Genomic DNA, 24,282 nt, shown 5'->3' with positions numbered 1-24,282 from the left:
CGGGGCGGCGCAGGTGGGCGGTTGCGCCGGGGCGCTCGCGTCGTCGCGGGCCGTGTCGTGCGGAACGCGGCGCCTTCGCGCGCCGTTCGTGGTGCATGACTACCACGAGCGACCGCGTGTCCGGTCTGGAAGGCCGCCCTCGCATCGCCGTCGTCGGCATCGGCTACGTGGGCCTGCCGGTGGCGCTGGCCTTTGCGTCCGTTGCCTCTCACCGGCTCATTGCCTTCGACACCGACCCACGCCGCGTTGAAGCTCTCGCGCGCGGCGTGGATGAAACGGGCGAGGTTTCCGCCGCGGACCTCAAGGCCGCCGACCTGCGCCTGACCGACGATCCGGCCGCCCTGGCCGAGGCCGACGTTCACATCGTCACGGTGCCGACGCCGGTCACCGAGGCTCATGTTCCCGACCTCGAGCCGGTCAGGGCGGCGGCGGACGCCGTCGGCCGGCATCTGCGGCCGGGCGGGACCGTCGTCTTCGAAAGCACGCTGTATCCCGGCGCGACCGAGCAGGCGTTGATCCCGGTTCTGGAGGCGGCCTCGGGCCTGCGCTGCGGGCGCGACTTCGGCGTCGGCTACAGCCCCGAGCGGATCAATCCCGGCGACACGGACCACCGCTTCACCAACACGGCAAAGGTTCTCGCCGGCAGCGATTCCGTCACCACGGAAGGGTTGCTTGCCCTGTACGGCCGCGTCGTCGAGGCGCCGCTGCACGTCGCCCCATCCATCGCCGTGGCAGAGGCCGGCAAGGTGCTGGAGAACACCCAGCGCGACGTGAACATCGCCCTGATGAACGAGATGGCGCTGATCTGCCACCGGCTGGGCCTCGACAGCCGCGATGTCCTGGCGGCGGCCGGGACGAAATGGAACTTCCTGCCCTTTACGCCGGGGCTGGTCGGCGGGCACTGCATCGGCGTCGACCCGTGGTTCCTGGCGCACCGGGCGGAAGATGCCGGCGCCGAGGCCGACCTCGTCAGGACGGCGCGGCGCGTGAACGAGCGCGTGCCCGCGTTCATCGCAAACGAAATGCTCCGCCGGCTCATGCACCGCCGCAGCGACGGGCCGCCGGTGGTCACCGTGCTGGGCCTCAGCTTCAAGCCCGACGTGCCCGACCTGCGCAACAGCAAGGTGCTGGACATCATCGCGCACCTGCGGCGCTTCGACATAACGGTGCAGGTGGTGGACCCGGTGGTGCCGCCCGCGACCGCGCCGGTGCCGCTGACCGCGCCGGAGGACTGCGCCCCCGCCGACGGCGTTTTGGTGGCGGTGGCGCACCGGGCCTTCCGCGACGCCGGGTGGCCCCTGATCGCGCGCCTACTGGCCCGGCCGGACGCCGGCGTGGTGGCCGACGTGCCGGGGCTAGTCGAGCCCGGCGTCGTTCCCCGTGGCGTCGACCTGTGGTGGCTCTAGACGGGCCGACGGCCGGGAAGGCGGTGCCTCGCGGAACAGCGGCGGCGGAGGACCCACCTCCGGCGCGTCCACGATCCATTCCAGGCCGACAGGCTTGTAGAGGTTCACCGTGCTGAGCACCGGATGGGCCTGCAGCACGCCCGGCGGCAGCAGGACGACCGCCAGCCGGTCGCGGTCCGCCGGCTTGAAGCGCGGCTGGAATTCCGCGGGCAGGCGGGGCGAAACGGCCCGCAGGTCGGCGATGCGGCCCACCTCCAGCGCCCGTCCCGGCAGGTCCACCAGGACCGGATCGCCGGGCTCGGCACCGACGAGGGAGGCGGATTCGAAGAAGACCCCCAGGTAGCGCCGCCCCGAAAAAACGCGCAGGACCTCGCGCCCCGGCTCCAGAACCTCGCCGGCGACCACGTCCAGCCCGGCCACCACGCCGTCGCGCGGCGCGCGGGCCGTACCGTCGCCGTAGACGGCACGCAGGCGATCGACCTCGCTCCGCAGCCGGGTGATACTTTCCTTCAGCGCCGCCACCTCCTCGCGGGCGGCCGTCCGGTCTGCGCGCAGGCCCGCCAGGTCGCGCGCCGCCTGCAGGCGGTAGCGCAGGACGTCGCCGTAGCGCTCGTTCTCCGTCAGGCCCTGCTCGCGCAAGGTCTCCAGACGATCGCGCATGGCCGTGAGGCGGCCGACGTAATCCTCCAGGACTTCAAGCTCCGCCGCCGATACGTCCAGCTCCGCGGCGCGCTCCCGCCGCCGGCGCTCCAGGTCGGCCAGCCGCACCCGCAATTCGGTGATATCGGACAGAAGGGGCACGCTGACATAGTGGAACAACCGCTCGCCGGCCTGCACCCGCGCGCCGTCGGCCACCATGACGTCTTCCACCATGGCCTCGAACGGCAGGGCGACGGCCCGCTGCCGGGCAAGCACGAAGCCGTCGCCGCGCAGCACGTAGAGGTGCCCGATCAGCACATGGCCCAGCACCACCAGGAAGGCGATCAGAAGGGTCAGGTAGATGTATTTTCCAAGGCGCACGGACTCCCGCCGCGGATCGGCGGGGGCGCGGTAGACGGGGCGCCGTGGAGCGATGCGCTTCATGCCTCGCCCTCCGGCCCCTCTCCGGCGTTGTCCGGGCGGTCGCCGTCAAGGACGTCGTCCAGCGGCCGGCACTGGATGTCCATGGCGTCGACCACCGTGTCCGAGAACACGCCGCCCAGGGCCTGGCGCAGCCGGTCGGCGGCATCGGGGCCATGCTCGGGCCCGGCCCCGGCGAGCAGCACCGTCAGCCGAGACATGTGGTAGGCCACCGTGTCCTCGGTCCGCAGCAGGGCGGCCAGTTCCTCGCCGACGCGCCGGGCCAGGTCGCCGCGGGCCGCCGGGTCGCTCTCGACACCGACGTCGATGGTCAGCACGCTGCTGCCGAACGCCCGCCGCTCTCCCAGGGCGCGCAGCTTGCGGCCGACCGACAGCAGTGTTTCCAGCCCCACCAGCGGGACGAAGCGTGACAGGATGGCGTGCGGGTCCTGCATCTCGATCACGCCGGAGAACAGGGCGTCGAGTCCCTTGGGCGTGACGGCGTAGTCATAGAGGAACCGGCGCGGGCTGCGATCGATGGGGAAGCGTTCGGCGCACGACAGGCAGCGGCCCGCCACGGCCGTTTCCTCGGCCCGCGCGTCGCAGGCGCGGCAGACGGTAATGCCGCCGGGCTTGTCGTAGTCCATGCCGATGTGGCGCAGCGTCCGCCGGCACTTGGGACAGCGGTACAGGCCGCCTTCGGCATCGAACGCCTGCTCCGGCCCCTGATAGCCGCAGGTGAAGTGGTGGACGAGCATCTCCTCGCCGATGTCGGGGCTGCCGCAGGTGGCGCAGACATCGCGCAGCAGGGCCTTGAGGCTGCCGCACTCGGGGCAGGGGTGGCCGGCGTCGTTCACCGTGCGGGAAACGTAGCCGGCCGCGCCCAGGTCGGCGATGAGCGCGCCGCCGCCCAGGTCGCCGCGCGAGGGCGCCAGGCGCTCGAACGGCCAGGCGACGCCGGGGCCGGCAGCGTCGTTCAACCGGGCGGAGGCGCCGTCGCGCATGTGGATGAAGGCCAGCAGGCCAAGGTAGGGGTCTTCCGCCGCCTTGGCCCGCGCCGCCGCCGGTATCTCGCGGTACCGCGCGCCCGCCGCGAGCCCCGCCCGCACGGCTTCGGTGAGTCGGCCGGCGTCGAAGGCCTCCAGCTGATGGTCGGCCAGCGGCCAAAGGGTTTCCAGCGCGACCACCGGCATCAGGCCCGCCCACGTCGGCCGCTCGGGCGCGAGGGCGGCGTCGGGCGCGCCCAGGCAGATGGCCACGTCCGCGCGCTCCGGCTCGTCCACCAGATCGTAATGCAGGCGAAGGGCCGACGGCACGCGCGCCTCCGCGGCCGTCCGCACGAACAGACGCACGGACGTGCCTATCTCCTCTCGGGTCGGTCCTATCGGTTCGGTCAAAAGGCATACCTCCTACGCCTTTAACGCAGGCGGCGGTCCCGCTGGTTGCGGCGGAAGAAGGTGCCTTGGGTCAGTACCTGGGAGCCTGCCGCCGCACCTTGGCCGGCACGAACGGGTCCTTGTAGGAACCGCGGAAGACCAACTCGTTCACCACGGCGTAGAGCCTCACCCACCGCAGCAGGTAGACGTTGGCCACCGTGTAGAGCGGCACGAAGGGCAGGTAGCGCAGGTCCGTGCGCTTGTCCGGCGACAGGGCGAGGAGCAGCAGGTATTTCGCCACCTGAAGCGTCACGTACATGATCTGCACCGCCAGCAGCACGGCGATGAACCAGATGCCGTAGAGCAGGAACTGGTCCACCAGGTAGACCAGGAAGAGGAACGGGATCAGCGCGGTGAAAATGAACCCGTCGACCATGCCCGCCGCCAGTTGTCCGTCGAAGGCCTTCTGGCGCGGCACCAGGGCGTAGCGTCGCGCCTTGCGGAAGCGGTTGCGGATGAGCGACCGGTTCCACCGCACCCGCTGGCGGATCAGCCGGGCGATGCTTTCCGGCGCGATGGTGCGGCAGACGGCGTGGGGCTCGAACAGCGCGGTCCAGCCGGCCAGCCTCAGCCGCACCATCATGTCGCCGTCCTCGCCCGGGCCGAAGTCCCAGCCGCCGACGCCACTGACGGCGGTGCGCCGGTACATGCTGAAGGCGCCCGAGCCCACGAAGAAGAACCCCAGCATGTTGTTGACCAGCCGCCCGGCCATGATGGCGATGAAGTAGTTGATCTGCTGCAGCCGCGTGACCAGCGTGGCGTCGGCGTTGCGGACCCGCAGCGTGCCGCCGACCGCTCCCACGTCGGGGTCTCGGAAATGCTCGACGGCGACGGCCACGGCATCGCGGTCGAAGGTGGTGTCGGCATCGGTCAGCAGGAGGACCGGCTGGCGGGCCAGCGAGAACGCGGTATTGAGCGCCGAGGACTTGCCGCCCCGGGAGTCCGCGCGCACGTATCGGTCGATCATGCCCTGCCGCTCCAGTCGGCGGCAGACGGAGGCCGTCGCGTCGGTGGAACCGTCGTCGGCCACGATGATCTCCAGCGGCCGGTGCGGCTGTTCGCGCAGGGAGATGACCGTGCGCGCGACGCTGTCGGCATCGTTGTGCGCCGGCACCAGAACGGAGACGCCGAGGGCAGGATCAGCCGCTTCCCGGCCGCCGGCCGGTGGTACGGGCGGACCGCGCTCCCGCCCGAACAGCCAGGCGCCGATGACGACGGCATAGCTGACGAAGAAACGCGGCACCTCCACCAGAATCAGCAGCCAGAAGGTGCGGATGAACTGCTCCGGCGGCAGGCCGAAGAGGAAATGCAGGGCGGTGTCGATCAAGCGAGCCTCCGATAGAGGTATAACGCCGCCGATCGTATGAAGGCTCCGCCCTTGTGGGACCGGCCGGGAATGGCTCATCGTGGCGCCTGGAGCCGTTCCGGGCGGTGAGGCTCCGAGCGCAGAGCGGCCGCGTGGAAGCAGCAGCGGCATCATCAGCAAATATGGAGAGGTACGATGAAAGACAAGCTTCCGGCCGCGGCAGGCGATCTTGCACGGGACCATCCGGCTGTCTGGAAAGCTTATGCCGCGCTGGGGGAGGCCTGCTCGGAGGCCGGTCCGCTTGAAGACAAGGAGCGCAGGTTGGTGAAGCTGGCGCTTGCCATAGGGGCCGCTTCGGAAGGTGGCGTCCATTCCCATTGCCGCCGTGCCCTGTCCGAAGGCATCCCGCCGGAAGCCATCCAGCAGGTCGCCATCCTTGCGATCGGCACGCTGGGATTTCCGCAGGCGGTTGCCGCCCTGACGTGGATCGACGACATCGTCTCCGGCAAAAAGGGGTAGGCCCGCGCCGTCGCCGCTGCTCAGTCATCCTCGTAGTATCCGCGGTCCGCGCCCTTGTGACAGGAGAGGCAGTTGGACTTCGTCACCACGTCGTGACGCTGCCAGACGCTCGGCCGGAAGTCATGCTCGCGCACGAATGCCGGGTTTTCGGTGATGCGCTGGGGGACCCCGTCTGGAGTGATCCACCGCATGTAGCCCCGCGCCGCGCCGCGCCGGTCGACATCGCCGGCGTTGGCGGTCAGGTAGGCGCGGATGGCGTTCGCCTTTTCAATCCCGATGGAAGCATCGTCACCGAAGTGATCGGAGAGTGTGCCCATCATCCGGTTCCACGACCGCGCCGGCAGAAAACCCGGCTGGAAGGCCATGTGACAGTCGCCGCACTCTTCCCGGGTCAGCGTATGGGTCACCGGCGGCATCCATTCGTCGTCATCGGCCAGCAAGGGGCCGCTTCCCAGGGCGACGGCCAGCGGGAGGGCGAGAAGGACTGCGCGCATGGTCACTGCTCCTGCATGAAGGTGATGTAGTCGCCTTTTTCTCGCGCCGTGCAGGCCCGGCCGAGCACGGAATCACAGTCGCGGCGGAACTGCTTTTCTACCTCGTCGATGTCGGTGAAGCGATCCGGCTCGACCGAAACGGCGGCCGGCTCGATCGGCCGCCCGGTCTTGGCGTTGCGGCCCTGGGCGCGCGGGTCCTCGGTATGGCAGGCGGTGCAGGCCGGCGTGCGGGCATCGCCGCCAGCCCAGCGGGTGCGGAACAGGTCCTCGCCGCGCGCCGCCGTGAAGCCGCTGAAGCCGGGATCATCGGCGGCGGCCTGCTCGGCATAGCCGGACAGAATGGCGGCTCGGTCGGCGGCGTCGCCGGCCGACGCGGGGCCGCCCGTCATCACCGCCAGAAGCGCGGCGGCGAGCATCGCGAACCGGGGCATTACGAACTCTCCTTCAGGCGGGTGGAATGGCCATCGACAAAGCGGCGCCACAGGGCCGCCACCCGCCGCCTGCCGCCGAACATCAGCAGGATGAAGGCGACATGGCCGAGCACGACCCAGAGAGAGGCCGTCGACAGCGCCTCGTGCAGGTCTTCCACCCACAACAGCCAGTGCGCCGCCATGCCGCTGGCGGCCGCGGCGCCGACGGTAGCGAACAGGGCGACGGCGAGCCAGGCGAACAGCGGGTTGCGGCCGCACCGGGTCGTCAGCCACTCGCGCCCCGCCGCCAGCGACGCGCGCGGCATCCGCCACGGTGGCTTGTGGGCGAAGGGGGCGACCGCCAGACGCAGCACGAGGGCGCCCAGAACCGTGTAACCGGCGACCTGATGCATGATGTAGACGTCGTCGCTGTCGCCGGTCAGGTAGGCGACCAGGAAGCCGCCGGCGACCACGGCATGCCACGCCTTCATGGCCGGCATGGCGAAGCGGCGGCGACGGCGGGGCGCATCAGTCATCGTCGTCCTCCCCGCGCTCGTGGCGCTCTTCCAGGTCGTCGTCATCATGGACCGGACGGCCAAGGAGCGCCGGCAGGTATCCTGTGTCGCCGCCGCCTGCCATGCGGTCCGTCTGCCGGTCGTCCGGGCGTTCCGGCGCCGTCGGATAGCCAGTGTCGGTTGCGGAATCGGCGGGCGGTGCGGGCGGCGCCGCCACCTCGGCCCAGGCCAGGCCGGCGGCGGCGATCACCGCCGCGGCGGCCAGTCCCTGAATGATTGTCTTGACGATCATGGGATGCCTCCTGCTCAACTGTCGTCATGCCCATTGGTGTAGCAGGGCTTTCCTGAACCGCACCTGAAGGGCGCACGGCCGTTCAGCCGGCGTTCATCCGCCTGGGCTATGGTGGAGATCATGCGACGACGACACCTCTTCCTCTTGGCCGCCTTGCTGCTGCTACCGGTCCTGCCGGTGCTGGCGGACGAGGACGACCACGAGGACCACGAGCGTGCCCGCCGCGCGCTGGAGGCCGGTGACACCCTGCCGCTCGCCGCGCTGCTGGAGCGCAGCGGCATCGAGTCCGCGGGCCGGCTGATCGAGGTGGAACTGGAGCGCGAGCACGGCCGGCTGGTCTATGAGTTGAAGGTGCTCACGCCGCTGGGACGCGTCATCGAGCATTATTTCGACGCCCGCAGTGGTAAATTGCTGAAAACGGAGGGCCATGACGAATGAGGGTGCTGGTCGTGGAAGACGAACCGCGCCTCACGCTCCAACTGGAACGGGCCCTTCAGGCGGCCGGTTATGCGGTGGACACCGCCCATGACGGCGAACGCGGCCACCTGCTGGGGGAGACCGAGGAATACGACGTGGTCGTGCTCGATCTGGGCCTGCCCCGGCTCGACGGGGTGACCGTGCTGCGGCAATGGCGCGCGGCCGGACGCACCATGCCCGTTCTTGTGCTGACCGCCCGCGACGGCTGGAGCGAAAAGGTGGCGGGGCTTGATGCGGGGGCGGACGACTATCTCACCAAGCCCTTCAACACCGAGGAACTGCTGGCCCGCCTGCGCGCCCTGATCCGCCGCGCCGCCGGCCAGGCTGAGCCGGAGGTGCGGGTCGGGGACGTGACACTCGATACCCGCGCCGCCACCGTTACCCGCGGCGGCGAGCCGGTGTCGCTGACGGCCCATGAATACCGGGTGCTCGCCTACCTCATGCTGCACAAGGGCAAGGTGGTCAGCCGCGCCGAACTGACGGAACACGTATACGCCCAGGATTTTGACCGCGACAGCAACACCATCGAGGTCTTCGTCGGCCGCCTTCGGCGCAAGCTGGGCGCCGGGTTGATATGCACGGTGCGGGGCCTCGGTTATCGGGTGCCGGAGGCATGACGCGTCCCACGCCGTCGTTGCGGTTGCGCATGCTGGCCGGTGCGGTCTGCTGGATCGGTGTGGCCCTCGCAGCCAGCGGCTGGGTTCTGGTGGACCTGTTCCGCGACCACGTCGAAGCCCAGGCGAGGGACCGGCTGGTGACCGACATGGACCAGTTGATCGCCGCGCTCACGGTTGAGCCGGACGGCACCGTAACCGTGTTCCCGCCGCTCAGTGATCCGCGCTTCCGACAGCCGCTGTCGGGGCTTTATTGGCAGGTCGGGCCGGTGGGCTCGCCGGTGGCGCGGTCCCGTTCGCTGTGGGATGCCGCGCTGCCGCTGCCCGCCGATACCGTTCGCGACGGTCAGGTACACGTGCATGCCATACGCGGCCCCCGTGAGGCCGCATTGCTCAGCGCCGAGCGCCTGGTTCGCCTGCCGGGGCGGGACGCCCCGCTGCGGGTGGCGGTGGCCCAGGACATGGCGGAGGTCGAGGCGGCGGTCGGCCGCTTCACGCGCGACCTGTTGGGGGCTTTTGCCGTGCTCGCCGTTGCGCTGATGCTTGCGGCGGTGGCCCAGGGCGTGGTGGTGCTCCGGCCCATGCAGCGCTTGCGGGAGCGCGTTCTGACGGTACGCCGCGGTAAGGCGGAGCGGCTGGCGGGGGCCTTTCCGGCCGAGGTGGTGCCGCTGGTTGACGATCTCAACATCCTGCTCGACCACGCCCGCAATTCGACGCACCGCGCCCGCCGCCAGGCGGGAGACCTGGCGCACGGCCTGAAGACACCGCTCGCGGTCATCAGCGCCGAGGCGCAGCATCTGGCCGGAGCGGGACAGGACGAACCGGCGGCGGTTCTGATGGAGCAGGTGGAAGCCATGCGGCGGCAGGTGGAGGCCAACCTTGCCCGTGCCCGCGCCGCCGCGTCGCGCGACCTGCCGGGTGCCCGGGCGCCGGTGGCGGAAACGCTGGAACCGCTCTGCCGCACCATCGGCCGCCTGTACGGCAAGGCGGTCGAGATGGATGTGCCGGCGGGCCTCGCCTTCAAGGGAGATGCACAGGACCTTCAGGAGATGGCGGGCGCCCTTATCGACAACGCGGGTAAGTGGGGCCGCAATCGCATACGGGTCGCGGCGCGCGCTGAGAATGGTGTCCTCGTAATCACCATCGACGATGACGGCCCCGGCCTCCCGCCCAGATTGCGCGAAGCGGCGTTCCAGCGCGGCATCCGGCTTGACGAGGCCGTGCCCGGCACGGGCCTCGGCCTCTCGATTGCGCGCGACCTGGCGGAGCTTTACAGCGGCTCCGTGGCGCTTGACGAGGGGCCCTCCGGCACTGGCGGCCACGCGGTGTTGAGGTTGCCGGCGTGCTGAGACACCGGCGGGGGTCCCAGCGGCCGTTCCCGCCGCGGCACTGGATCATCAGAGCCGGCGTGGGATGGCTACCCTGCCCCGAACCGGGCCGGGAGCCGCTGCGTCCTCTGTTCCTGCGGGTCATGCAAGAATGGTTTCGCCGGTCCCTGCTCGACGATCCGGCCGCCCTCTGCCGCCCTGGCGGGCTGTCCAAAGGGACGTCAGGCCTCACCGGGCGGAGCGCGCTCTCCCGGGAGCCGTGATGACTTTCATCCTTTTCGTCCTTCCGACCCGCCGAAGCCCTTGCGCCGCATGTCGCCCCATCCCTGTTTGCGGCGCAGGAAGTCCCACCAGCCCATCATGCGCCAGACGTTGTTGATCTGGCGGTAGCCGAAATTCTCCACCACGGCGGCCAGTGTCAGCCGCGCCAGATCGCCGGCGTCGGGATAGCGCCGCAGCTCGATTTCCTCCAGGATCAGCGCGCCGACGGAGATGAACACCCCGAGCGCGAAGACCAGCGCCAGGTAGGCCAGGAAGAAATCCAGGCTCAGCAGTCCCGCCGCCCAGAGGACGGGGATCAGCACGTAGCCCAGCGCCTCCAGCGGCGGGCCCAGCACGTCGGTCACCAGAATGTTCACCGTCCCCAGGCTGCCGGCGATGCCGTAGCGACGGCGGCCGATCATGCCGCGGTGCTTGAAGAAGGACTCCAGGCTGCCACGCTGCCAGCGCCGCCGCTGCCGCGAGAGGACCGACAGGCTTTCCGGCACCTCGGTCCAGCACACGGGCTCGGGCACGAAGCGGATCTCGTAGGCGCTGCCGGTGTCGCGCAGGTGGCGGTGGATCTTGACGATGATCTCCATGTCTTCGCCCACCGTGCCGTGGCTGTAGCCGCCGACGTCCACCGCCACGGTACGCCGGAAGATGCCGAAGGCGCCGGATATGAGCATCATCGCGCCCCATTCGCTCCAGGCCAGCCGCGCCATGAGGAACGCCCGCAGATACTCCACCACCTGGAACAGCGCCAGAGGATGGCGCGGCAGGCCCACCTTCAGGATGCGCCCGGCGCGCACCCGGCTCCCGTTGGCGACCCGGATGGTGCCGCCGACGGCCACCACCTTGTCCGGGTCGCGCATGAAGGGCTGCACCGCGCGCAACAGCGCGTCGGTCTCCAGCAGGCTGTCGGCGTCGACGGCGCAGAACAGCGGCGTGCGGCTGAGGTTGATGCCGGCGTTCAGGGCATCGGCCTTGCCCCCGTTCTCCTTGTCCACCACCAGCAGGCGCGGATGGCGGGGATTGGCGTAGAGGCCGCGGATGGCGGCATGGGGCACGGCCTCTTCGTGGGCCCGCTCGACGGGGCGCAGGTCGAAGGCCTCGATCAGTGTCGCCAGCGTGGTGTCCTTCGAGCCGTCGTTGACGACGATCACCTCGAAGTTGGGGTAGTGCAGCGCCAGCATGGACCGCACGCTGTCGACGATGGTCGTCTGCTCGTTGTAGGCCGGCACGAGCAACGAGATGGGAATGGTCTGCTCGGCGAACGTCCACCAGGCGGCCAGCGGGTCACGCACCACCGCCCGCCGGCGCAGCGCCCGGTAGGCGACGGCCAGTTGCACCGCGTGCAGCAGCGTCTGGATCAGGCCGCTGGCGAAGATCAGGTAGCCGATGATGACGGCGGCCCGGATCAACGGGTCGAATAGGGCGCCGGCCGGCGCCAGCCAGCCCGTCAGGTCGTCGGGGATCATCGCGCCGCCTCCGCCAGGACGAGTTGAGCGACGCGCGCAGTACGCCCGGCGCCGTCCGAGGCCGCCGCCGTCTCCAGCGCCGCGCGCCCCTCCGGCCCGCCGGCGGCCAGCGCCTGGGCGGCCCGGAATCGCACCCACCACTGCGGATCGTCCAGCAGCGGCGGCAGGCGCGGCGCCAGGTCGGACAGCCCGATGCGCATCACGCCCAGAGCCGCCTGCGCCCGGACCTCCCAGGCGGGATCGGACAGGCCGGCCGCGACGGCATCATGGGCGCGCGGGTGGCCGATAGCGGCAAGCGCCCGCAGCGCGGCGGCCCGTTCGTTCAACTCGGCCGCGTGAACGGCGGCCGCCGTCAGGTCGGGGACGGCGCCGATGGCGCGGGCGTGGCCCAGGGCATCGATCAGCACCACGCGCAGCCGCGCCTCTGCGGCCGCCGCAAGCGCGGCGCGCGCCTGATCGGGCGCCTGGGCCGCCAGGTCGCGGAACAGGTCCTGCAGCCCCCGGCCGGGAACGTCCTGGCGTGTCCACATGGCACTGACGGCGGCATCGACGTCGGGGGCGCGACCGGCATCCGTCAGGGCCTGAGCGGCGGCCAGGCGGACGGCGCCGTCGGGGTCTTCGGTCATGGCGCAGCACAGGGCGGCGTGGACGGCGGCATCATCGGCGGCAAACCAGCGCAGGGCCGTGGCGGCCGTGCGCCGTTCGGCGGCCTTTCCGGCGGACAGGCGCAGGCATTCCGACTCGACCGCGCCGACCGCATGCAGCAGGGTCACGATGCGCTCCGCCGCGGCGCCGCGCAGCGTGTTGAGCAGCCGGTGGCCCTGGTCCATGAGAATCCGCGCATCCCGATCGTCGACCGGAAAGGCTTCGGCCGCGGTCGGCGCGGCGCCGTCGTCCGTCCGTTCGATCCAGTCGAACAGGCGTGCCTTCAGGGCCTCCGCCCGCTGGAGCCGCCGCCGTTGTCCCCGCTGCACGATCAGCCGGCGCAGGATCAGCATGAGCATGATGAGAAGGGAGGCGCCGGCAAGGGCGAGCGCGGTCCACCAGATGGCCTGCAGCATGCGCCCGGCCCGTCAGAAACGTACGGTCAGGCCGCCGGTCAGGTCGGTGCGGCGCGTGTCGCTGCGCGCTCCGTCCCGTTCCTCGCGCGCAAGCCCCAGGGTGAAGGCCACGGCCGGCGTCACGGTCACCGAGAAGCCGCCGAAGACGGTCGTGGTGTCGGCCGTCCGGCCGCGCTCGGTCTCCGCGGCGTCGGCGTAGCCGGCGTGCAGGTGCAGGTCCTCCAGCGGGCGCCAGTCCAACCGGGCGCGCCAGCCGGCGCGGCGGTCGCCGCCGTCCCAGGTGTTGATCCAATGCCCGGTGACCCACAGGCGGTCGCCGGACAGGTACTGGGTCAGGACCGGCGCAAGCGTGACGACGTCGGTGTCGGCGTAGGACCGGAACCGCCCGTCCAGCCCGAGCACGGTGTCGCCGACGGCGCCGTCCGAGGGCCGCGCGACGACGGAAACCCCGCCGGCAACCTCGGCGCGGGGCAGGAAGTCGGCCTCGGGCGTCACACCGGCCTCGGCAGTGAGGGTCCAGCGCTCCGACAGCCGATGGCCGCCCCCGACGGTGATCTGCGTGTCGGTCAGCCCGTAGCGGTGCGCCACGGTGGCGCGGGCGAAGACGCTGGAATGCTCGCCGATCGGCCGGCCCGCCGCGAGAACCCACTGCCGCCAGTCCTCCCGCGCCGGGTCGTCGAAGGCGCCGAAGGTCGTCGCGAAGTCGACGCGCCAAGGGCGGGCGGTCTCCTGCGTCCCGATCGCCGCCACCGCATCGGCGCGCGCGCGTTGAAGCCCGGCATCGTCCGGCGACCGGGTCAGGGCGCGGTCGTACCAGCCGAGGGCCGCCGCCGGCCGGCCGCGGTAGTATTCGATCCGGCCGCGCAGGGTCAGGGCCTCCACGCTGTCCGGGCGCCGTGCCAGTTCCTCCTCCACCAGGCTGGCGGCGGCTGCATGGCGCTCCGTCCAGGCCAGCACGCGCGCCAGGGCCAGCGCGACGTCGCCGTCGTCGGGAGCAATGGCGCGCGCCCGGCGCAAGACGGCCTCGGCGGCGTCGAACCGCTCCTGGAACGCCAGCGCCATGCCCAGGCGGCGCAGGATCGCGGCATTGCCGGGGCGGCGGTCGGCGGCGGCGCGCAGGGCGGTCTCGGCGGCCGCGAAATCACCGGCCGCGCGGGCATCTTCCGCCTGTTCGAGAAGCGTCTCCACGGGCGGCGCGTCCTGTGCCAGGCCGACGGAGGGCCGCACCGCAAGGGCCGCGAGCAGCAGGACCGCCGGCGCCCGGACCGTCATGCGAGGGCCTCGCGGGCGCTCGGCGGCAGCAGGCGGCGCAGGCGGGTCATCAGTTCCTCCAGCATGAAGGGCTTGACCAGGTATTCGTCGGCGCCGAGTTGCAGCCCGCTGACCACGTCCTTTTCCAGCCGCCGGCCCGTGAGCATCATGACGGGGATGCCGCGCGTCTCCGGGTCTTCCTTCAGGCTGCGCAGAACGTCGAAGCCGTCCATGCCGGGCAGCATGCCGTCGAGCAGCACTGCGTCGGGCCGCCGTTCCCGGATCATTGCCAGGGCGTCTTCGCCGTCGGCGACCTGGTCCACGGCGAACCCTTCGCGCGAGAGCTTGAAGACGATCAGCTCCGCCAGAAGATCGTCGTCCTCGGCGACCAGGATTCGGGTGGCGGATGCGGCGGTCATTGCGGGTGACCCTCCAGGGCGGCGACGCCGTGCAACGCCAGTCCGGCAAAGGCAGGCCAGGGCGCGAGGCGTTCCATCAGGACGTCCATTATGATGATCATATCATCCATACGGCCGTGAAAGGTCAACCGTTCGGCGGGGCGCGGCACAACATGGCTCAGTGCGAAGGCCCGCCCAGCCGTCGCCGGCGCCGGGTCCGAAAGCATTTCGAGGACCGCACCGCCCTCGTAAGGCGTGATCCGCAACGGCCCGTCCGGTGCCGGACGGTAGACGCGGGCCTCCTCGTCGGGAAGGGGCCCCGCCTCCAGGGCCGCGCGCACCGGCGTGCCCGTCCTGCCGCCCCAGGCCAGCCAGGGACGCATCAGGTCGGCCACCAGATCGGCATCGGTACGGTAGGCCATCACCGTCACCACGTCGGCCAGCCCGGCCAGGCGCGTCGGCAGGTCCGCCGTTCCCGGCTCCGTCGGCCCGTCGAGCAGCCAGAAGGGCACGACGGCGTCCAGGGGCAGGGACGGGGCTTCGGCCTTCAGGGCCGCGAACAGGTCAAGGAGGCGGGTGTTCCAGCGCGCCGGGTCCCGGGCATAAGCCGGCAGCAGATAGGGCTCGATGTCGTACTGCAGCCCTGCGAGCCGCGAGCCGGGAGCGGCGGCCGCCTGGTAGGCCGCGTAGGCGGCGGCGCGGGCGCGCCATGCGTCCTCTTCCTTTGGAAGAACGGCTGCGGGATCGCCGGATACGGCCCAGACCGCGATGCCGGCCCGCGTCGCCTCGCCGAGGAACGCAGCCAGTGCGTCCGGCGCGGCCACCGCGTCGCCGGCGGCGTCAAGGGGCACCGTGACGAAAAGGGTCTCCACCCCAATCCGCGCGGCGCGTTCCAGCAACGACACTCCTGCGTCGCCTTGCCAGGCCTCGGGCGCCCATGTCCAGGCGGATCGGCGGCGGTCCGCGAAAGGCGGAGTCTCCCCGGGGGATGGCTCCTGGGCCTCGGCCTCGGGCGACGGCGCCGCGCCGGTCCGGCGGTCGTGCAGAGGCTCGATCTCGGAAACCTGGAATCGGCCATCGACGGTGCGGCCGACCAGGACCACGCCGTCAAGCTCGGAAACCGGTTCCAGGGCGGCAGGCAGAGGGTGCCGCCAACCGGCGGTATCGGCACCGGCGGCGGCGTGTTGTGCAAACGTCATCAAAGCGGCCAGTGCCAGATGAACAACGACAAGCACCCGGCGGGCGGGCGCTTCGGGTGGAGTTGCGGACGGGCGCGCCGCCCCATGCAGGCGCCCCACCATCAAGCGACCCGGTGGCCGCCGCAGTTGCCGCCCTCGCACCATCCGCCGCCGAGCGCCTTGTAGAGCGCCACCGAGGCGTTCAGGCGCGCCAGGCGGACCTGCTCCAGTTGGTCTTCCTGCTGGAACAGCGTGCGCTGGGCGTCGAGCAGGTCCAGGAAGTCCGTCCGGCCCGCCCGATAGCGGGCCTCGGCAATGCGGTAGGACTGCTCCGCCTCCTCGAACGCCTCGCGGCGCGCCGTTTCGACGTCGGCCAGATGGGACGTCGCCGCCAGGGCGTCCTCCACGTCGCGGAAGGCGGAAAGCACGGCGCCGCGATAGGCTTCCGCAGCCGCGGCCCCGGCGGCGGTGGCGGCATCGCGCTGGGCGGCGAGGCGCCCGCCGTCGAACAGTGGCGCCGCGACGCCGCTCGCCAGGTTCGCCAGGAAGCCCGCCGGAGAGAACAGCGACGACAGTTCGGCGCTGGTGAACCCGCCGCCGCCGGTCAGCCGGATTGACGGCAGCATGGCCGCCCGGGCGGCGCGCAGGTCGGCATCGGCGGCGGTCATGGAGGCTTCCGCCGCCCGCAGGTCGGGTCGGCGCAGCAGCAGGTCCGACGGCAGGCCCGGCGTCACTGCCGGCAGGTGCACGTCGTCCAGCGTGTCCGCCCGCAGGATGACCGCCCCGGGGGTGGTGCCCAGCAGCAGGGCGAGCGCGTTCAACGTTTCTGCCCGGCTCTGTTCCAGGGACGGGATGTTGGCGCGCAGCGACGCCACCGCACCACGCTGGCGCGAGACCTCAAGCCCCGAGGCGGCGCCGAGGCTTTCCTGGGTCTCCACCAGCCCGAGCACGTCCTCGGCGATGGTCAGGATGCGCCGGGCGTTGGCGAGGCGGTCGTTCAGGTTGAGAAGCTGGAAGTAGGTTCGCGCCACTTCCGCCCGCAGGCTGAGGACGGCCGCGTCCTGGTCGTACCGGACGCCTGCCGCGCTGGCCTCGGCGGCCTCGGCGCGCGCCCGGTTTCCGCCCCAAAAATCCACCTCATAGGATGCGTCGAAGGCTCCGCGGAAGCTGTTGGAGCCCCGGCCCTCTCCGGGCGCGCTGCGGGAGGCGCCGCCCGAGGTGTTCAGCGTCGGCAGCAGCCCGGCCCCTGCCGCACGGGCCTGGGCGCGGGCCTGCGCGATGCGCTGGCGGCTGGCGGCGAGGTCGGCGTTGTTGCGCTCCGCCCGCGCGATCAGGTCTGCCAGGCCGACGGCGCCGTAGGTCTCCCACCAGCGGTCGGGCACGGCGCGCGCGGCGGCCGGCTCGGCCGCGCCCGCCAGGGCGCCGTTGGTCCAGGTCCGGGGAACGGCGGGTGCCGTCGTTTCCGGGGCGGGCATGGCCGTGGCGCAGGCGCCCAGGGCCAGACTGAGGGCGGCGGCGGTGGCGAGGCGGCGATGCATCTTCATGGCGGAACCGTGGGTCAGTCGGAACTCAGGGCGACGACGGGGTCGAGGCGCGAGGCCTTGCGGGCGGGCAGGTAGCCGAAGGTCAGGCCGGTGACGGCGGCGCAGGTGAAGGCCAGCACGATCGGGGGCAGCGACACGAGGACCGGCGTCCCCAGGCGCTCCACCACCTCGGCCGCGCCGATGCCGCCGGCGACGCCCAGCGCGCCGCCGATGCAGCAGACCACCAGCGCCTCGGTCAGGAACTGAAGCTGGATGTTGCCGCTGCGTGCGCCCGTCGCCATGCGGATGCCGATCTCGCGCGTTCGCTCGGTCACGCTGACCAGCATGATGTTCATCACGCCGATGCCACCCACCAGCAGAGAGATGGCGGCGATGGAGCCCAGCAGGACGGTGAAGGTGTCCTGCGTCTCGCTCACCGTTTCCAGCAGGGACGCCATGTTGCGCACGCGGAAGTCCTCGGCCCCGTGGCGGGCGCGCAAAAGGTCCTCCACGCGGGTCTGCACGGTGTCCATGGCGGCGGTGTCGGCCACCTGGACCGTGATCGAGTCCAGGTGATGCTTGCCGAACAGGCGAAGGCCGCCGGTGGTCAGCGGCACGAAGGCGACGTCATCCCGGTCGCGTCCCCAGGAGGTCGCGCCCTTCTCCGCCATCACACCGATGACCTGGAACGGCACGTTCCGTATCAATACGTACTGTCCGAGCGGGGTCTCGCCATTGGGGAACAGTTCCGCCGCCACCGTCCTGCCCAGAAGCACCACCGGCGCATATTCGCGCACGTCGGTTTCGGTGAAGAACACCCCTTGCGCCACCGGCCAGTTGCGGGCGTCGGGGAAGTCGGCGCTGGTGGCGGTGATGGACGTCCCGTGGTCGCGGTTGCCAATGCGGAGCGTGCCGCTGCCGTCGATCTCCGGCACCACGCCGGCGACCCCCGGCACGCCCTTCAGCGCCGCCACGTCGGCAGTTGTCAGCGACGTGACGTCACCGCGCCCGCGCTGGCCGGGGCCGCCCGGGCGCACCAGCAGCAGGTCGGTGCCCATGGCCTCGATGCGGGAGACGATGTCCTGCTTTGCCCCGTCGCCGATGGCGAGCATGGTGATGACCGAGCCCACGCCGATGACGATGCCCAGCAGCGTCAGGATGGTGCGGAAGGCGTTGCCGCGCATGGACCGCAGCGCCATGCGCGCGGTTTCTGCCACGTCGGAGAACAGCCCGGCCGTGCGGGCGGCCGCGCCTTCGAGGTGCGTCTCAATCGCCGGCGCCGCCGTCCTGCCGTCGTCGGAGACGATGCGGCCGTCGGCGATGCGGATGCGCCGGTCGGCCTGGGCGGCGACGTCGGCGTCGTGGGTGATGAGGATGACCGTATGGCCCTGGGCGTTCAGGTCCTTCAGCAGGTCCATCACTTCGCGCCCGCTGCGGCTGTCGAGCGCGCCCGTGGGCTCGTCGGCGAGGATCACCTGACCGCCGTTCATCAGCGCGCGGGCGATGGACACGCGCTGCTGCTGACCGCCCGAAAGCTGTCCGGGGCGGTGGTCGGCCCGGTCGCCCAGGCCCAGACGCGCCAGCAGCGCGCGCGCCCGTTCGGACCGCTCCCGCGCCGGGCGCCCGGCATAGATGGCGGGAATCTCCACGTTCTCGGCGGCGGTGGCGTTGGGCAGCAGGTTGTACTGCTGGAACACGAAGCCGAAGACGTCGCGGCGCAGGGCAGCCAGCGCGTCGCGGTCGAGCGTCGCCACATCGGTGCCGGCCACGCGGTAGCGTCCGCCGCTCGGCCGGTCCAGGCAGCCCAGGATGTTCATCAGCGTCGACTTGCCCGAGCCCGAGGCGCCCAGGATGGCGACGAACTCCCCGGCTCGGATGCTGAGCGACACACCGTGCAGCACCGGCGTTTCCACATCGCCGCTGCGGTAGGTCTTGGTGATGTCCGAAAGCTCGATCAGCGGCGCGGCCGTGTCCGCACCGGTGCTCATGAGCCCATGCTCCCGCCGGCGACGACGCGTTCGCCGGGCTCCAGGCCCTCGGTCACGGCGGCCTGCACGCGGTCCTGAAGGGCAACGGTGACGGTGCGGGTTTGAGCACTCTCGCCGTTCATCACGCGCACGGTGAAGCGCCCCGGCTCCTCCGTCGGGCGCAGGGCCGAGACGGGCACCAGCGGCGCGTCCTCCACCCGGTCGAGCACGAAGAACACCTGCGCCGTCATCTGCGGCAGCAGGCTGCGGTCGGTGTTCTCCACATCGAACAGCGCGTGGTAGAGAACCACGTCGTTGATTACCTTGGGGGTCGGGAGGATCTGGCGCAGGCTGCCCTCCCACCGCCGCTCGGGCGCGCCGAGCGTGGTGAACCAGGCCTCCATGCCGACGCGCAGCTTGCCCACGTCGGCCTCGGAGACCTGCGCCTTCACGGTCATGGTGTCCAGGTCCGCCAGCTTCAGGATGACGGGCGTGGCCTGGCGGGCGCTGATTGTCTGCCCCTCGCGCACCTCCAGCGCCATGACGGTGCCGTCCATGGGGGCGGAGATACGGGTGTAGCCCAGGTTCGCCTCGTCTGCCTGCAGGCTGGAGCGCGCCTTTTCGATGTCGGCCTCCAGTACGGCCAGCCGCGCCCTGGCGGCTTCGGCCTCGGCGGCGCTGCGGTCCAGTTCCTCGCGGCTGACGGCGCGGGCGGCGAGGAGTTTTTCGTTGCGGGTATGGGTGCGGTCGGCCAGGTCGAGCATGGCCTTCTGCTCCACCAGCCGCGCTTCCAACCCGCGCAAAGTGGCCGCGTTGGCCGCGACCTGCGCCTCATAGACGGTGGGGTCGATCTCCACCAGCAGGTCGCCCTCGCGCACCCGGTCGCCGGGCGCGACATGGATCGCCTCCACCTGCCCCGATATCTGCGACCCGACGTCCACCGCCTCCAGCGGCTCCACCTTGCCGAGCGCGGTGACGGTGGTTTCCAGGTCGCCCACTTCCACCGCCACGGTTTGAGGCGGAGCGTCGGTGCGCGCCTCGACGCCGTGGTACCACCAGCCGGCGCCCGAGAGAATGCCGAGCGCGGCGAGGCCGCCCAGGATGGTCGTCTTCTTCCTCATGAATATCCTCGCGTACCGGCCGCGCGCCGGCGCGGCGGCCGCCGGCGGGCCGGCGGCGTCGGGAAACGCACGCGATATATGGCGCGTCAGCCTGATCCGCCAGACGCGAGAACGGGATCAGCCCCGTTGGCAACGCCTTTGCGGAACCGGGCAGCGCGTGGTGTTACGTCATGCGCGGCGGAACGCAGGCGGCGCACCGTCTGGGCCGGGTGTCTGTTTCGCCTCTGCCAGGAATTGAGCGATCTCCGACGCGGTTGGGGCATGTGCGGCCCCGATGGCGTCCAGAGCTGAAGCGGCCTCCTCAAGGTCTTCGTCGGGGCTCCGGTTCGGTCGACCATCCCCCAGAGCTTCCGGGCGGCACCTGAACCTGGCACCCACTCAGGCGTCCTGTTTGTCCTTCAGGCTTTGCCGCATCTCGTTCAGGGCCTGGGCGGCCTCGTCAAATCGAAGCGCCTCGATCAACTCCGCCAGCGCGTCCGTGCGCTTCCTGCCGAACTGATGTTCAAGGCCTGCGCGCATGGGGTCGACGGCGTCCACGGCATCGAAGGCGTGCTCCGCCACCAGGGCCGCCAGCCTGTCCATCCGGGCGAGAAGGTCGCCGTCTTCCGCGTCCGTGGTGGAGGCCCCGGCAGCGGGCAGCGGGGCCTCCTGGCCGCTCTCTTCGGCGACGGCCCGCGCGAGCGGGTCGCGCGCCATGCGGACTGTGTCCAGATGGTCGGCGCTGGCCGAGGCATTTCCGGCCGCCGCCGCGTACTGAAGCCGTTTGGCGGCCTCGGCCATCGCGGCGGCACCCAGGTTGGACGCGGCCCCCTTCAGCGTGTGGGCGGCCCGCTCCAGGTCCTTCATGGCGCAGTCCCGCCATGCGGCCTCGGCCTGACGCAGGCAGTCGTCGACCGTGGGCATGAGGTTCTTGAGCAGGCGCCGGTAGACCTCCGGCCGGCCGCCCAGCCGGCGCAAGGTGCGCTCGGTGTCCAAAACCGGCAAGACCGGGCCCGTCTCCGGGGTCGGGGCCGCTTGCGGCGGCGGTTCGGGGGAAGGGGGCGGCCCCTCGCGGCCGCGCCCGCTCCAGCGCAGCAAGGTGTCGAGCAGGGCGTTTGGGTCGAGGGGTTTCGACAGGTAGTCGTTCATGCCTGCCGCGAGGCAGCGCTCCCGGTCCGAGGCCATGGCATGGGCGGTCATGGCGATGATCGGGATGTCGGAAACCTTCGGAAGCGCCCGAATGGCGCGCGTGGTTTCCAGGCCGTCCATGCCGGGCATCTGGACATCCATCAGGATGGCGTCGATGGGCAAATGCCCGGACGTCAGCATGTCGAGCGCGGCCTCGCCGCTGTCCGCCGCCACGGGCGCGGCGCAGCACTGCGAGAGAACCTCCCGCGCCACCTCCATGTTGACGGGATTGTCCTCCACGACCAGGACCCTCATGCCAAGCAGGGAGCACCCGCTGCTCATGGCCGGGCGCCCGTCGGCGATCTCGCCCTCGTGTTCCTCAAGCTGGACGGTGAACCTGAAGGTGCTGCCGGCGCCGGGGCGGCTCTCGGCGGTGATGGTCCCGCCCATGGCCTGGACGAAGCGGCTGGAGATGACGAGCCCCAGGCCCGTGCCGCCGAACCGGCGCGAGACGGATGTGTCGGCTTGGCTGAACGCCTGGAACAGGCGACTCATGTGCTCGGGCGCGATCCCGATGCCGCTGTCTTCCACCGTAACCGCGAGGGTGACCTGCCGGGCGCGGTAGAACTCCAGGTCCACGCGCACGTGGACGTGGCCTTCATGGGTGAACTTGATGCCGTTGCCGACCAGGTTGTAAAGCACCTGCTGCAGGCGCGTCCGGTCGCCCACCAGGTCCAGCGGAACCTCCGGCGCGACGTCGAATTGCAGGTCGAGGCCCTTCTGCCGGGCCTCCGCCGACAGCACCAGCCGGAGGTCGTCGATGATGCCGTCCAGGCGGAACGGCACCGGCGTAAGCTCCAGCCGCCCGGCCTCGATCTTGGCGAGGTCGAGGACGTCGTTGACGATGGCGAGCAGCGCGTTGCCCGAAACCTGGATCTTGCGCGTGAAATCCCGCTGCGACTGTGTCTGGTCGGTCTGCGCCAGCAGGTGGCTGAGGCCGATGACGGCGTTGAGCGGCGTGCGGATTTCGTGGCTCATGTTGGCGAGGAATTCCGACTTGGCCTGGCTGGCCGCCTCGGCCGCCTGCTTGGCCTCGGCCAGTTCCACCTCCGCCTGCTTGAGCCGCGTCACGTTCTCGTGGCTGACCACGACGTGGTCGGACGTTCCGACCAGCCGCGTGACGCGCATGTTGAACCAGCGGCGCTCGGTCGGGGAGTGGCACGGGTAATCCATGGTGAACTCGGGCAGGCGGCCGTCGCGCACCGACTGGATGCCGTCCAGGGCCGCCTGTGCCGTCGTGCATTGCTCGTCGTTCCGCCATGCGCCGGTTTGGCAGGCGTCGAAGTAGTTGGACCCGACGTTGCCGCGCGACGGATCCAGGTCGTTGGACTGGCCGAAGCGCTGCCACGCCGTGTTGGTGGAGACAAGCTTGCCGGTGCCGTCGAGGATGGCGACGTGGGAGCCGATGGAGTTGAGGACGGAATTCGTGAAATCCCGGTTCTCCACCGCCTCCCGCCGCGCCTCGGCCTCGCGGCGCTGAGCCGCGATCTGGAGGTGGGCGACGAGGGCGAGGCCGAGAAGCGCGCCCAGCAGGATCAGGGCGCCGGCCAGCATCCGCGCCTCGAAGGCGCCGACGGTCGCGCTGGTGTCGATGGCCGCCGTCACCACCAGGGGCGCGTTCTCCAGGCGGCGGTAGGCGACCATTTTCACCGCCCCGTCCATGGGCGAGCGTCCGACGAAGATGCCGGCGGGTGCCTGATCCAGGTACTCGGCAAACAGCGGGTTGTCGCTCAGGTCCACCGTGTGGAAGTCGGGCGGCAGGGGCTTGCGGATGATCGGGCGTCCGTCGGTCCGGAACAGGCTGAGGGCGGCCTCAGGCCCAAGGTCGAGGGACTCGTAGAACGACCGGAAGTAGTTGCCTTCCAGCGACGCCAGGACGAGGCCAGCGAAGCGCCCCTCGTCGTCCTCCAGCCGGAGGGAATAGGTTGAGACCGGCGCGCTCGTCGTTCGGGCGATGATGAGGTGGCCGTAATGCTCGCGCGCGCCGTTGGCGTGGGCCTTGAAGTATTCCCGGTCGGTGAAGCTGATGGGTTCCAGGGGAAAGCGCGTCGTCAGCAGCCGCATGGTCCCCTCGGCGTCGATGATGCCGATGTTGGCGAGTTGCGGCAGATCCGTCCGCAGGGCGCGGAACGTCTCCCACTGCTCGCGCGAACCGGCGACGGCCTCCAGCCCCTTGGTATCAACGGTTTCCTTCACCCTTTGCAGGACGATCCGCACCGGGTCCAGCGACCTCTGTGCGTGCTCGTCCAGCAGGCGGGCGACGTTGCGCGCCTGGTTCTGGATTTCGTTCACGGCGCGGTCATGGTCCACCCACATCAGCACGGTCCACCCGCCCGCGCCGACCAGCGCGAACAGCGTGATCGACGCGATCACCCGGCGCTGCAGGTGCGTCCGGAGACCGGCGGCGCAGGCCGCGACGGCCGCCGTCAGTGCACCGGCCGCCAGGATCAGGTGGCCGCCCTGGCTGGCGCCGCTGACGGTCATCAGCAGGATGTCGGCATCGCCTTCGGTCACCACATCGCGCAGGAACAGCTTGCCCGCGACCGTCGTCGAAAGGATCGATGTGAAAAGGGCCGAGAGCGGCGCCCAGAGGTGCGTGGCGGGCAGCCCCAGCAGAACCAGCGCCAGGGCGTTGACCCCGAAGAGGAACAGGCCGAGGGCCTGGACATCATCCGTCCCCAGCGCGCCGCCGGCCGCAGCCAGGACCCCGGCGATCGACAGAGACACGGCCATGCGCCGGCCGCCCAGTGCGAGGGCGATCATCGCCAGGCCGAGGAGGACGAAGGCCGCGAGGTCCGAGGCGCCGGGCAGCGTCGGCACGCTTGTCGGCAGCCACCGAAGCGCGTCCGGCTCGACCGCCAGCAGGCCGGCGCCCCCGATCGCGGCGACGCCGCCGACCGTCAGTGCGGCGCGGGCCACCGTCGCGGCGACTCCTTGGGCCTCTCTCATCGCTCATCCAAAAGGCGTAGAAAGCGACTATACGATAATGTAGGTTTTAACGAAATTCCAATATGCGCCTCC

Annotated in this window: 21 protein-coding genes; 5 read left to right on the top strand and 16 right to left on the bottom strand. The window is 71.0% G+C overall.

Annotated elements, in window-relative coordinates; translation table 11 throughout:
• Positions 1-116 precede the first annotated feature (116 nt).
• A complete protein-coding gene (locus C882_RS12055) occupies positions 117-1,406 on the top strand; it encodes a nucleotide sugar dehydrogenase (protein WP_009540887.1) in 1,290 nt (429 codons plus the stop codon).
• Here C882_RS12055 and C882_RS12050 read toward each other — a convergent pair.
• The 3 genes from C882_RS12050 to C882_RS12040 all read right to left on the bottom strand — a co-directional run bounded on the left by C882_RS12050 (position 1,356) and on the right by C882_RS12040 (position 5,228).
• Entirely contained in the window at positions 1,356-2,489 is a 1,134-nt protein-coding gene (locus tag C882_RS12050; RefSeq protein WP_043645254.1) for an HlyD family secretion protein, read from the bottom strand. The genes C882_RS12055 and C882_RS12050 overlap by 51 nt on opposite strands.
• Positions 2,486-3,817: a TackOD1 domain-containing metal-binding protein gene (locus C882_RS12045; protein WP_009540886.1), complete on the bottom strand. Its 1,332-nt coding sequence runs from the start codon at positions 3,815-3,817 to the stop codon at positions 2,486-2,488. Before C882_RS12045 ends, C882_RS12050 begins: the two co-directional genes overlap by 4 nt.
• 115 nt (positions 3,818-3,932) lie before the next feature.
• A complete protein-coding gene (locus C882_RS12040) occupies positions 3,933-5,228 on the bottom strand; it encodes a glycosyltransferase family 2 protein (protein WP_009540885.1) in 1,296 nt (431 codons plus the stop codon).
• Positions 5,229-5,402: 174 nt separating this feature from the next.
• Between C882_RS12040 and C882_RS12035 the strand changes: the two genes are divergently transcribed.
• Positions 5,403-5,726, top strand: a complete 324-nt coding sequence (locus tag C882_RS12035) for a carboxymuconolactone decarboxylase family protein (RefSeq protein WP_043645252.1) — start codon at positions 5,403-5,405, stop codon at positions 5,724-5,726.
• 20 nt (positions 5,727-5,746) lie between these two features.
• Here the strand turns inward: C882_RS12035 and C882_RS12030 are convergent, their stop codons facing one another.
• From C882_RS12030 to C882_RS12015, 4 genes are read right to left on the bottom strand one after another with little or no spacing between them, the layout of a single operon-like run.
• Positions 5,747-6,220 carry a diheme cytochrome c gene (locus C882_RS12030; RefSeq protein WP_043645247.1) on the bottom strand — a complete coding sequence of 158 codons (474 nt, stop codon included), beginning with the start codon at positions 6,218-6,220 and terminating at the stop codon, positions 5,747-5,749.
• A gap of 2 nt (positions 6,221-6,222) precedes the next feature.
• Complete coding sequence (locus tag C882_RS12025) at positions 6,223-6,651, bottom strand: DUF1924 domain-containing protein (RefSeq protein WP_009540882.1); 429 nt, start codon at positions 6,649-6,651, stop codon at positions 6,223-6,225.
• Positions 6,651-7,166, bottom strand: a complete 516-nt coding sequence (locus C882_RS12020) for a cytochrome b/b6 domain-containing protein (protein ID WP_009540881.1) — start codon at positions 7,164-7,166, stop codon at positions 6,651-6,653. The genes C882_RS12025 and C882_RS12020 overlap by 1 nt, the downstream gene beginning before the upstream one ends.
• Positions 7,159-7,437, bottom strand: coding sequence for a hypothetical protein (locus C882_RS12015; RefSeq protein WP_009540880.1), 279 nt, complete (start codon positions 7,435-7,437; stop codon positions 7,159-7,161). The genes C882_RS12020 and C882_RS12015 overlap by 8 nt, the downstream gene beginning before the upstream one ends.
• A gap of 120 nt (positions 7,438-7,557) precedes the next feature.
• Between C882_RS12015 and C882_RS12010 the strand changes: the two genes are divergently transcribed.
• The 3 genes from C882_RS12010 to C882_RS12000 are packed head-to-tail and all read left to right on the top strand — an operon-like array spanning position 7,558 to position 9,877.
• Complete coding sequence (locus tag C882_RS12010) at positions 7,558-7,875, top strand: PepSY domain-containing protein (RefSeq protein ID WP_043645306.1); 318 nt, start codon at positions 7,558-7,560, stop codon at positions 7,873-7,875.
• Positions 7,872-8,531 carry a response regulator transcription factor gene (locus C882_RS12005; protein ID WP_009540878.1) on the top strand — a complete coding sequence of 220 codons (660 nt, stop codon included), beginning with the start codon at positions 7,872-7,874 and terminating at the stop codon, positions 8,529-8,531. Before C882_RS12010 ends, C882_RS12005 begins: the two co-directional genes overlap by 4 nt.
• Positions 8,528-9,877, top strand: a complete 1,350-nt coding sequence (locus C882_RS12000) for an ATP-binding protein (protein ID WP_043645244.1) — start codon at positions 8,528-8,530, stop codon at positions 9,875-9,877. The genes C882_RS12005 and C882_RS12000 overlap by 4 nt, the downstream gene beginning before the upstream one ends.
• A gap of 248 nt (positions 9,878-10,125) precedes the next feature.
• On the opposite strand, the gene C882_RS11995 is transcribed toward C882_RS12000, so the two are convergent.
• The 9 genes from C882_RS11995 to C882_RS23235 form a co-directional block, all read right to left on the bottom strand.
• Entirely contained in the window at positions 10,126-11,595 is a 1,470-nt protein-coding gene (locus C882_RS11995) for a glycosyltransferase family 2 protein (protein WP_009540876.1), read from the bottom strand.
• Positions 11,592-12,656 (bottom strand): HEAT repeat domain-containing protein, encoded by a 1,065-nt coding sequence (locus tag C882_RS11990; RefSeq protein ID WP_009540875.1) that lies wholly within the window; start codon positions 12,654-12,656, stop codon positions 11,592-11,594. Before C882_RS11990 ends, C882_RS11995 begins: the two co-directional genes overlap by 4 nt.
• A gap of 12 nt (positions 12,657-12,668) precedes the next feature.
• Positions 12,669-13,928, bottom strand: a complete 1,260-nt coding sequence (locus C882_RS11985; RefSeq protein WP_009540874.1) for a YaiO family outer membrane beta-barrel protein — start codon at positions 13,926-13,928, stop codon at positions 12,669-12,671.
• Entirely contained in the window at positions 13,925-14,326 is a 402-nt protein-coding gene (locus C882_RS11980; RefSeq protein WP_009540873.1) for a response regulator transcription factor, read from the bottom strand. Before C882_RS11980 ends, C882_RS11985 begins: the two co-directional genes overlap by 4 nt.
• Positions 14,323-15,504, bottom strand: coding sequence for a hypothetical protein (locus tag C882_RS11975; protein WP_152415313.1), 1,182 nt, complete (start codon positions 15,502-15,504; stop codon positions 14,323-14,325). The genes C882_RS11980 and C882_RS11975 overlap by 4 nt, the downstream gene beginning before the upstream one ends.
• 101 nt (positions 15,505-15,605) lie before the next feature.
• Positions 15,606-17,027 (bottom strand): efflux transporter outer membrane subunit, encoded by a 1,422-nt coding sequence (locus C882_RS11970; protein ID WP_009540871.1) that lies wholly within the window; start codon positions 17,025-17,027, stop codon positions 15,606-15,608.
• Between the two features lie 14 nt (positions 17,028-17,041).
• Complete coding sequence (locus C882_RS11965; RefSeq protein ID WP_009540870.1) at positions 17,042-18,994, bottom strand: MacB family efflux pump subunit; 1,953 nt, start codon at positions 18,992-18,994, stop codon at positions 17,042-17,044.
• Positions 18,991-20,094: an efflux RND transporter periplasmic adaptor subunit gene (locus C882_RS11960; RefSeq protein ID WP_009540869.1), complete on the bottom strand. Its 1,104-nt coding sequence runs from the start codon at positions 20,092-20,094 to the stop codon at positions 18,991-18,993. The genes C882_RS11965 and C882_RS11960 overlap by 4 nt, the downstream gene beginning before the upstream one ends.
• A gap of 378 nt (positions 20,095-20,472) precedes the next feature.
• Positions 20,473-24,210, bottom strand: a complete 3,738-nt coding sequence (locus C882_RS23235) for a hybrid sensor histidine kinase/response regulator (RefSeq protein ID WP_152415312.1) — start codon at positions 24,208-24,210, stop codon at positions 20,473-20,475.
• Between the last annotated feature and the right edge of the window lie 72 nt (positions 24,211-24,282).

The sequence above is a fragment of the Caenispirillum salinarum AK4 genome (genome assembly GCF_000315795.1).
GTDB lineage: Bacteria > Pseudomonadota > Alphaproteobacteria > Rhodospirillales > Rhodospirillaceae > Caenispirillum > Caenispirillum salinarum.
Note: the sequence above shows the minus strand (reverse complement) of the source record. Positions and strands in the feature narration are given on the sequence as shown.

What these genes read in the sequence shown, in the direction of transcription:
- C882_RS12030 (WP_043645247.1), bottom strand. Translation starts at nt 6,220, where the DNA reads ATGCGCGCAGTCCTTCTCGCCCTCCCGCTGGCCGTCGCCCTGGGAAGC.
- C882_RS12005 (WP_009540878.1), top strand. Translation starts at nt 7,872, where the DNA reads ATGAGGGTGCTGGTCGTGGAAGACGAACCGCGCCTCACGCTCCAACTG.
- C882_RS12010 (WP_043645306.1), top strand. Translation starts at nt 7,558, where the DNA reads ATGCGACGACGACACCTCTTCCTCTTGGCCGCCTTGCTGCTGCTACCG.
- C882_RS12050 (WP_043645254.1), bottom strand. Translation starts at nt 2,489, where the DNA reads ATGAAGCGCATCGCTCCACGGCGCCCCGTCTACCGCGCCCCCGCCGAT.
- C882_RS11985 (WP_009540874.1), bottom strand. Translation starts at nt 13,928, where the DNA reads ATGACGGTCCGGGCGCCGGCGGTCCTGCTGCTCGCGGCCCTTGCGGTG.
- C882_RS23235 (WP_152415312.1), bottom strand. Translation starts at nt 24,210, where the DNA reads ATGAGAGAGGCCCAAGGAGTCGCCGCGACGGTGGCCCGCGCCGCACTG.
- C882_RS11970 (WP_009540871.1), bottom strand. Translation starts at nt 17,027, where the DNA reads ATGAAGATGCATCGCCGCCTCGCCACCGCCGCCGCCCTCAGTCTGGCC.
- C882_RS11990 (WP_009540875.1), bottom strand. Translation starts at nt 12,656, where the DNA reads ATGCTGCAGGCCATCTGGTGGACCGCGCTCGCCCTTGCCGGCGCCTCC.
- C882_RS11980 (WP_009540873.1), bottom strand. Translation starts at nt 14,326, where the DNA reads ATGACCGCCGCATCCGCCACCCGAATCCTGGTCGCCGAGGACGACGAT.
- C882_RS12015 (WP_009540880.1), bottom strand. Translation starts at nt 7,437, where the DNA reads ATGATCGTCAAGACAATCATTCAGGGACTGGCCGCCGCGGCGGTGATC.
- C882_RS12025 (WP_009540882.1), bottom strand. Translation starts at nt 6,651, where the DNA reads ATGCCCCGGTTCGCGATGCTCGCCGCCGCGCTTCTGGCGGTGATGACG.
- C882_RS11975 (WP_152415313.1), bottom strand. Translation starts at nt 15,504, where the DNA reads ATGACGTTTGCACAACACGCCGCCGCCGGTGCCGATACCGCCGGTTGG.
- C882_RS11965 (WP_009540870.1), bottom strand. Translation starts at nt 18,994, where the DNA reads ATGAGCACCGGTGCGGACACGGCCGCGCCGCTGATCGAGCTTTCGGAC.
- C882_RS11995 (WP_009540876.1), bottom strand. Translation starts at nt 11,595, where the DNA reads ATGATCCCCGACGACCTGACGGGCTGGCTGGCGCCGGCCGGCGCCCTA.
- C882_RS12020 (WP_009540881.1), bottom strand. Translation starts at nt 7,166, where the DNA reads ATGACTGATGCGCCCCGCCGTCGCCGCCGCTTCGCCATGCCGGCCATG.
- C882_RS11960 (WP_009540869.1), bottom strand. Translation starts at nt 20,094, where the DNA reads ATGAGGAAGAAGACGACCATCCTGGGCGGCCTCGCCGCGCTCGGCATT.
- C882_RS12000 (WP_043645244.1), top strand. Translation starts at nt 8,528, where the DNA reads ATGACGCGTCCCACGCCGTCGTTGCGGTTGCGCATGCTGGCCGGTGCG.
- C882_RS12035 (WP_043645252.1), top strand. Translation starts at nt 5,403, where the DNA reads ATGAAAGACAAGCTTCCGGCCGCGGCAGGCGATCTTGCACGGGACCAT.